This is a genomic window from Tenacibaculum sp. SDUM215027 (assembly GCF_050566205.1).
Classification (GTDB): Bacteria; Bacteroidota; Bacteroidia; order Flavobacteriales; family Flavobacteriaceae; genus Polaribacter.
In genome coordinates this window covers 347,185-355,779 of record NZ_JBNXUE010000004.1, presented here as the reverse complement: position 1 = coordinate 355,779, position 8,595 = coordinate 347,185, and the positions used below count along the sequence as shown (strand labels likewise).

At 33.6% G+C, this 8,595-nt stretch carries 6 protein-coding genes; all 6 read right to left on the bottom strand.

The window, feature by feature from the left end:
- Nucleotides 1-133: 133 nt before the first annotated feature.
- The gene (locus ACQYZ7_RS11690) at nucleotides 134-955 is read right to left on the bottom strand and encodes an alpha/beta hydrolase (RefSeq protein ID WP_430729917.1); all 822 of its coding nucleotides are present in this window, start codon (nucleotides 953-955) and stop codon (nucleotides 134-136) included.
- Nucleotides 956-1,132: 177 nt separating this feature from the next.
- Complete coding sequence (locus tag ACQYZ7_RS11685; protein ID WP_430729916.1) at nucleotides 1,133-1,792, bottom strand: hypothetical protein; 660 nt, start codon at nucleotides 1,790-1,792, stop codon at nucleotides 1,133-1,135.
- A 244-nt stretch (nucleotides 1,793-2,036) separates the two neighbouring features.
- Complete coding sequence (locus tag ACQYZ7_RS11680; protein WP_273695084.1) at nucleotides 2,037-2,627, bottom strand: hypothetical protein; 591 nt, start codon at nucleotides 2,625-2,627, stop codon at nucleotides 2,037-2,039.
- A 186-nt stretch (nucleotides 2,628-2,813) separates the two neighbouring features.
- Complete coding sequence (locus tag ACQYZ7_RS11675) at nucleotides 2,814-3,611, bottom strand: TrmH family RNA methyltransferase (RefSeq protein WP_430729915.1); 798 nt, start codon at nucleotides 3,609-3,611, stop codon at nucleotides 2,814-2,816.
- 602 nt (nucleotides 3,612-4,213) lie between these two features.
- Nucleotides 4,214-5,458: an amidohydrolase family protein gene (locus ACQYZ7_RS11670; RefSeq protein WP_430729924.1), complete on the bottom strand. Its 1,245-nt coding sequence runs from the start codon at nucleotides 5,456-5,458 to the stop codon at nucleotides 4,214-4,216.
- Nucleotides 5,459-5,597: 139 nt separating this feature from the next.
- Entirely contained in the window at nucleotides 5,598-8,543 is a 2,946-nt protein-coding gene (locus tag ACQYZ7_RS11665; protein ID WP_430729914.1) for an amidohydrolase family protein, read from the bottom strand.
- Nucleotides 8,544-8,595 lie beyond the last annotated feature (52 nt).

The window sequence follows — 8,595 nt, the reverse complement described above, 5'->3', positions numbered from 1 at the left end:
GTAATAAGTTACTAAAACAAGCTTTTGCTATTGTAAAAAGTGGTTTACCGTATGATATGAACTATAAAAGTACTTTGATATAAAGTTTTGTAAAATTTACTTGTTTTTTACCTCAGTTCTTTGTTGTGAGCAGTTATTTTTTCCAGTTCAGTAGTCCATTATAAACTCCGAGCCAAATTAGTCCGTGATTATCAATGTCCAATTTTTTATAGTTCCATTTTATTTTTTCATTGTCAGAACTTTCTAAAGTCTTAATTACTTCTTGTAAAGGTTCGTCAAATTCTTTTTCATATTTGTCTCCATATCCATTTACAAAGTAGAATTCCTTGTTTTTAGTTAAATCTGTTTTTAAAAACTCTTTAAATCTCTCCACAAACTGTTTTTTGTCGTAGTTATAGTTAGGACTCAAAAGTATATTGTAATCGAACAGATTGTCAGTTTTCATCGAGGCGTAGGTTATAAAGGTCGCTCCTAAAGAATGACCGATTGCCAAACGATAGTCTTGCACTCGATAATTTTTTTTTAGATATGGTTCTATTTCTGTTTGGACGTGCTCAATTAATTTGTCAGCGTGTCCCATTGGTGGTTCGTATCTTTCCAATGTTTCTTCGTGATTGTTTCTTGGTAAAAACTCATCCCATCTGTCTTCGGTTACAACTCCTACTATTATTACTGGTTCTATCGTATTCATTGATAGAAGTTGGACGTTTCCGCTTATGTAATTAAAAATTCGTGTGTTTTGAGCATCGAAAAGGTATAGAACCTTGAATTCTTTTTCTTTTTTCCAGACATACTCGTCAGGAATAAATATTTGCAATTCTCTTTGTTTTTGATAAACTTTTGATTCGATAAATACAGTTTTAGATTCCGCATAATATTTATCAGGGTCAAGTTCCTCTTGTCCGAAAATCGAAGTTGAGAATAGTAAAATTCCAATTATTAATAAGTTTTTCATTTATTGTTCGTCTGTTTGTTTTAATTGCTCACAACGGTCTCGGCTATGAGTAGTTGCGCGGGTTAGCACTTAACTTTGCAAGTATACACCAAACTGAAAATTCGATAGGATTTTCAGAAATAGGGGAGAACAAGCAATTACTTTTCATAGGAGTCATTGTTAGCGATAGTAATTTTATCAATACGGTATATTTTGTTCATATTGCTCTCTCATTAATCCTTCATAGTAGTTTTCAATTTCGTCTGCGTAATCAGTGTATTTTGCAAAAACGTCAGCCGTATGAACAAATAATGTCATACTTTTTTCGAGCAGTTCAGCGATATCTATGACGTTAATCCGCTCTCCTTTTTTAAAAGATGGATTTTGTTTTTTATCTATTGGATATCTAAAAGCGTCAGAGTTTTTGTCTAGCAGATGAAACGTATTGTTTAGTTTTTCCACTTCCTCACACAACTCTTTGAAGGATTTTTTGTCGTCCCTTTCAACCTCAATTCCATACTTCGTTTTTAAAGTTTCAAATGTTTTGTCAACATGCATTTTGAATGCCCTAAATAAATTTTCGAGGTCATGAGTTCCAGCCTTTACATAATCATCCTTTTCTGAATATTTTGCGAAGTATCGGATATTTGTTTTTAGCCCTAACTCCATACAATGCCTCGCAAGAAATAGGATTGGGTAAGCAATATAGTCCACGTGAAAGTCTGTAACCAGTACGTCTTTTATTAAAATGTCAAAACTTCTCTTATAACTTCCTAAATAATTTGGAAAACTCAAATAATAGTCAATGAATGCGTTAAATTGATGTTCTGTTCGTTTATTTCTTTCAATCTGTGTCATGTTGTCAAGTTATTACAGCTAACTCGTTATAAGAGAACTAAAACTACTTTTATCCGGAGTATTAAAGGTTATAAGTATAAGCGGAAGTTTTTAGCAATTTTTATTCTCTTTATTAAGCGTAGCCAAGATAAAACAAAATAAAAAACCGTACAATAATGTAGGGTTTAAAATAGCTTGTTTTTTATTTTTCATAAATAAGTTATGAATCCGCCGCAATTAATTATACACGGTGTTAGGCAATGTTTTATTTAGTCAAAATTCCAATTCCAGCCAGCTTCTCAATATTTTGCTTTGCCATTTTCAGGTAATTTTTATAATCATTCTCAAATCTTGATTGACTTATGTCTCCAAGTTTATTAACGTACGTCAAACAATTCCTAAATATTTCTAATTCGTCTTGATTTGCGGGTTTAAAGTTATTCCATTCCTGATGTTGTTTGTCAAACTGAGCATCCCAAGCATCAAAAATTAGATTGTATTGATGATTTTCAGAATCTTCATCATCTCCATCTTCATTGTCAATCTCTAAAGGTTCTCTTCCTCCAAAATTTGGAATTTGCGAACGTAATACAGTAAAATTAATAATTTCTTTATTCTGTAATTCGAGAACAATTAAGCCAGGACTCCATTCTATTAACCAATAACATTTGTTTTTAAATAAAATATAGCTCCATCTTGCAGCAGTATGTAAAATCGCAGAGAACCCTTCTACATAATCAATTTCTTTCGCAGGTTTTAGATTTGGTATGATGTACGTTTTAAAATATTCACTATCTAAACTCTGAACTTCGGCTGTTAACGGATTATCGTCCTCATCCCAAATAAAATATTTCATTATTTCTGTATGTTTAACTGGTTATAAGAGAACTAAAACTACTTTTATCCGGAGTATTACAGGTGGTAAGCGGAAGTCTACAGCAATTTTATTCTTTTTTATTAGCGTTAGCCAAGATAAAACAAAATAAAAAACCGCACAAAAATGTACGGTTAAAAAGATGTTTTTTAATATTGATAAGTAAGCTTATTGTACAAAATTACGTTGACGTTTGGCTTCAAAAGTTAAGATAGCTGCGGCAACCGATACATTCATAGAATCTATTTCTCCTTGCATAGGGATGTTGATATTTTGGGTAGCTTCGTCTCGCCAAATTTGCGTTAATCCTGTAGCTTCTGTACCCACTACCAAAGCAGTAGCCTTAGTATAGTCGTTTTTATGGTACTCGTTTGAGTTTTGTAGGGTAGCACTGTAAATATGAATGTTATGCTCCTGTAAGTATGCTATAATGTCTTCAGAAGTGCCTGTAGCTATCTGATTGGTAAATACACACCCCACACTAGAACGTATGATATTAGGATTGAATAAATCCGTTTTAGGGTTGGCAATAAAAACAGCATCTACATTTGCAGCATCGGCAGTACGTAACATAGCACCAATATTCCCTGGTTTTTCAATACCTTCCATAACCAAAACGAGTGGGTTAGTGGTGTTGAATTCAATAGCGTCTAAATCGAAGTTTTTAGCTTTTACTACAGCAATAATACCCTCGGTAGTATCACGATAGGCTAGCTTTTGGTATACTTCTTTTGTTATTTCTATACAATTAGCAGCCTTATTTAGAATTTTGTTTACACTTTCTTCGGTAAACATATCAGCAACAAACAGCAGGGTGTCTATTTCATAACCTCCTTTAACAACTAACGAAATTTCACGTTGTCCTTCTACTAAAAATAGTCCTTTCTTCTTTCGTTCTCTAGATTTTTCTTGAAGCTTTAAAAGCTCTTTTATATAGGCGTTTTGTGTACTACTAATCTGTTTCATCTGCTATGATATCTAAATACAAAAGTACTATTCTGTTTTATAATAAAATACCATCTTACTAAAAGAATAATTACTAGCTATAGCTGTTGTTAGGTAAACAACAGTACTGTTGCCCAACACCAAACACTACTGTTGTTTAACACCAGATGCTACTGTTTGAACCTTCAAACAAAACTAAAATATGGGGTATACTAATTTGTATTAAGCTTCATACAGTAGTGTATGAAGTCACCCGACACTACTGTATGGTGTTATAATACAGTGGTGTATGAAGTTACCATACAGTAGCGCATGCTTATTGGCACCGCCAAAGAGTTTAATACCCCGAGGCTTGCTTCGAAAATCAAGAACTTTTTTTCTATAAATGTCTCGTGAGCTAGCTCCGAGGTAGTTTACTATCAGTGCATAAAAAAACATCATTCTTTTTACGGAATGATGTTTAATAGTTTATAAAATTGAAGAGATTCCTTCGTTATAAACTACGTTTAGGTATTCTCAATTAAAATGTATTTTAATTTCAATAATCCTCGGAATGACGTTAAGATTGTAGTCATAGCGAGGAATGATAATGACGTGGCTATCTCTTAGTTTAGAAAGACATTCTATTGGTTTTTATATTTATTAGCATAACGCTTCCATAATTTTGTTTGATGCGATTCTAGGCTAATTTTTCTACCTTGAATAAAAGCAGCTGTTAAAATATTGGTACGCATATCTAAGGCATCACCTTCAGAAATAAATAGGGTAGCGTCTTTACCAGCTTCTAAAGTTCCTACGTTGTCATCAACGTCTAAGATTTTAGCATTGTTTTGGGTAATTAATTGTAAAGCTTTTTCTTTACCTAATCCGTAAGCAGCATAAGTTCCTGCATAAAAAGGTAAATTACGTGTACTCATACGTTCCATATCTCCTTCCATACCCAACCCAACTAAAATACCAGCATCGGTTAATATCTTAGCCGCTCTAAATGGTCTGTCATAATCTGCATCTTCACCATTAGGCAAACGGTGTGCACGTTCTAAAATAACAGGTACATTGTTTGCTTTTAATAAGTCAGCAACTTTTTCAGCCTCTTGTCCGCGAACAATAACGATGTTTTTAACGCCTAATTCTTTACAACTATTTACAGCATCAGTAATTCCTTTTTCACCTGATACGTGTACAAACATTCTTTGCGTACCGTTTAAAACTCCTTGTAAAGCTTCGTATGGTAAGTTTTTAGGTGTTTTGTTACCTGCTAGGTAGCTTTTTGTATTGGCGAAAAACTCTTTAAGTTTATCAATGCTTTTTTGATAGTTTTTGTTAGGTTTTAATCCTGGATCTTCACCCATCCACCAACGACCTCTCGAGAATACCTGAGGCCAGTTCATGTGAACACCATCATCGGTTTTAATAGCAGCATCTTCCCAGTTCCAAGCATCTAATTGTACTACCGAAGAGGTACCAGAAATAACACCACCACGTGGGGTAATTTGCGCCATTAATACTCCGTTAGGACGCATGGTTTCTACCACTTTACTTTCTGCATTATAAGCAATAATACTACGAATGTGTGGTAGCATAGAACCTACCTCATCAAAATCTCTCGTTGCACGAACAGCATCAATTTCAGCTAAACCTAAAGAGGTGTTTGCTGCAATGAATCCTGGATATACGTGTTTTCCTTTGGCATTAATAACAGTTCCCATACGGGCAATTCTCATATTAGCACTTCCTACAAACTTAATTTTACCGTTTGAAAACATGATTAAAGAGTTCTCAATCACTTTTCCGTTTCCTAAGTGTGCTGTGGCACCTTCAATACTATAAGCTTCAGTTTGCTTGGGTGCTGGTGTTTGTTGCGCCATTATGTTTCCTATAAATAAGAAGCATAATATGTTATATATATATTTAATTTTCACGTTTTAAATTTTTGTTACTATTAGTTTGTACTTGTAGTTTGTTAAAACAAACAGTAGTTAATCTTACTAAATTTCTCTGTGAGGATTATTCTGTATCACAGTGAAATAATTTCTGAGTTTTCTTTTTAGGAGCTTGTGTTTTACCTCCCTTAATCTTCTCTTGTAACATCATGTTAATTAACTTAGCACGCTCTGCTTTAATAGCTTTACGCTTTTCTAAGTCTTTTTCAATATCAAAATAAACAGCTCCGTCAATAATTGTTTTTTCTGCTTTAGAATATACTGAAAGTGGATTTCCGCTCCATACAACTACATCGGCATCTTTACCTACTTTAATACTTCCTGTACGGTCGTTTAAGTGTAATAGTTTTGCAGGATTGATAGTTACTGTAGCCCAAGCTTCTTGTTCGCTTAAACCTCCATATTTAATCAATTTTGCTGCTTCTTGATTCAGTCTACGAGACATTTCAGCATCATCAGAATTAATAGCAACCGTAACACCTTGGTTGTGCATAATAGCAGCGTTGTAAGGAATCGCGTCGTTAACTTCGTATTTATATGCCCACCAGTCAGCAAAAGTAGAACCACCAACTCCGTGTTCTTTCATTTTATCAGCTACTTTATATCCTTCTAAAATGTGGGTAAACGTATTAATGTTAAAGTTGAATTGTTCTGCAACCTTCATTAACATATTAATTTCTGATTGTACGTATGAGTGACAAGAAATAAAACGTTCTTTATTAATAATTTCTGCTAAGGTTTCTAACTCAATATCCTTACGATATGGTTGTCCGCTTTTCTTTTTAGCATCGTATTCTTTCGCTCTCTGGAAGTAGTCAATATATACTTGTTCAACTCCCATACGGGTTTGAGGAAAACGAATGGTGTTTAAATCTCCCCAGTTAGATTGTTTTACGTTTTCACCTAAGGCAAATTTGATAAACTTAGGAGTATTGTTGTATAACATTCCGTCAGCATTTTCTCCCCATTTTAGTTTGATAATTGCTGAACGTCCACCAATAGGATTTGCTGAACCGTGTAATATTTGAATAGATGTAACCCCACCCGCAATATTTCTGTAAATATTTACATCGTTAGGGTTGATAACATCTTCAATAGTTACTTCTGCAGATGAGTTATGACCAGCTTCGTTAATAGCAGAAGCTGCAATATGTGAGTGTTCATCAATAATACCTGCTGTTACATACTTACCAGTTCCGTCAATAACTTTAGCACCTCTTGAAGATAAGTTTGTGCCAACTTCAGCTATTTTTCCATTTTTAATCAATACGTCGGTATTGTTTAGTATTTCGTTGTTTTCAGAAGTCCAAACTGTAGCATTTTTAATTAAAATAGTTTCTTTTTGTGTTGTTGTAGAATTACCTAACCCGATGTTTGGATATGAAATAGCAACAACTTCAGGAGTACTATCTTTTTTCTTGTTGTCTTTCTTTTTAGCATCAGCTTTTCCTGTATAAGTAGCGTTCCAAGAACTTTCGTTTCCGTTATTGTCAGTAGCTGTACCTGTAATTTGTTGTTTGTTTTTTACAAATGCTGTTAAGCGAGTATAATCGTCACCATCTTGAAAGGTTACATGCAACCAATCGTTACTAAAAGATGATTTACTATTTACTTTTTTATCACCACTTTTTAAAGCAACTGTTTGTTTAGCTCCTTTACCTGTAATGGTCATATCGTACGATTTACCATTAACTGTTAATGTGTATTTACCTGTAATATCTTTAATGTCGATTGAGTTTATGGTGTTTTTATCACCTTGTACCCAGTTTTCATACAATGTTGTCTCTTTGTCAAAAATATCACCAGAAGTAATTAAGAAGTTAGCATAGCTTCCTGTTTTTAAGTTACCAATTTTATCGTTTTTTAAAATTTTAGCAGGTACTGTTGTCAACGCTTCTAGAGCTGTAGTTTTATCTAATCCGTATTTAATAGCTTTTTGAAGGTTGCTATTAAACTCTTTTACTTTCTTTAATTTATAGGTAGTTAAAGCAAAAGGAATGTTGTTTTTTGCTAAAATTGAAGGATTTGCAGGCTCTTGATTCCAAGAACGCATATCGCTTAAGGCAATTTTATCTGCTAGGAAAGGGTTTGATACATCGTATGCTTTTCTAAAATTAATAGGAAGAATATATGTAGCATTGGTTGCTTTAATATCGTTGATTCTTTCGTATTCATTTCCTCCACCTACAATGGTATATTGAATTCCAAACTCATCACCAATTTTATCAGCACGCATATTGTCTAAATATCCACCAGCATTAAATATTTGAGGTAACTCTTTTTTGTTATTTAAAGCTTCTAAAGCTAAATCGGTATTTTTTGCATTTCCGCTAGCATACCAATCAGCATCTAAATAAGTTTGACGTAATAGTGCCATGGCTCCCATGCGTGAAGTAGGGTAGCTTTGACGTGTTTTAGCACTTTTAGAAAACGATAAGTAGTTTCCTGATTTTTTGTCTAATATTCTGTAAGCATCAGAATTATTAGGGTTTAAGGCAACTAAAACCCCGTTACCTTGCATAATACCATCTTCTAGATGTGTATTTACAGCACCAAAACCTAAAGACAATAATTCTTTAGCTTTTTTAGCGTCAAAATTAAATTCGGTTGAAGCATCTACATCAGGACGAATATGGTCGTTCCAATAATATCCTTTTCGGTTAGCATCGTATTGTGGACCTTTTCCTTTACCACTTTCACGTTTAGGTTTTGCGATACCAAAGGTTGAATAGGCATCTACAAACGAAGGATACATAGATTTTCCGTCTAGGTTAATTACTTGTGCTTCCTTAGGTATGTTAACCGATTTGCCTACAGAAACAACTTTTCCGTCTTTAATAAGTAGTGTTCCTTTTTTTACTACTTGTGTAGGAGTAACATAAATGGTAGCATTGGTGAATGCATACACGTTGTTTTTGGATGACTTTACTCCTGTGTTGGTAGGAAAGTACTCTTGTGCAAAAGAGCTACTAATACACAGGGATAAGAGTAAGAATAGTATTTTTTTCATTTAATATTGAGTTGATTAGCTTATAAAAATAGATAGTTAAAAAGGAAAAGAA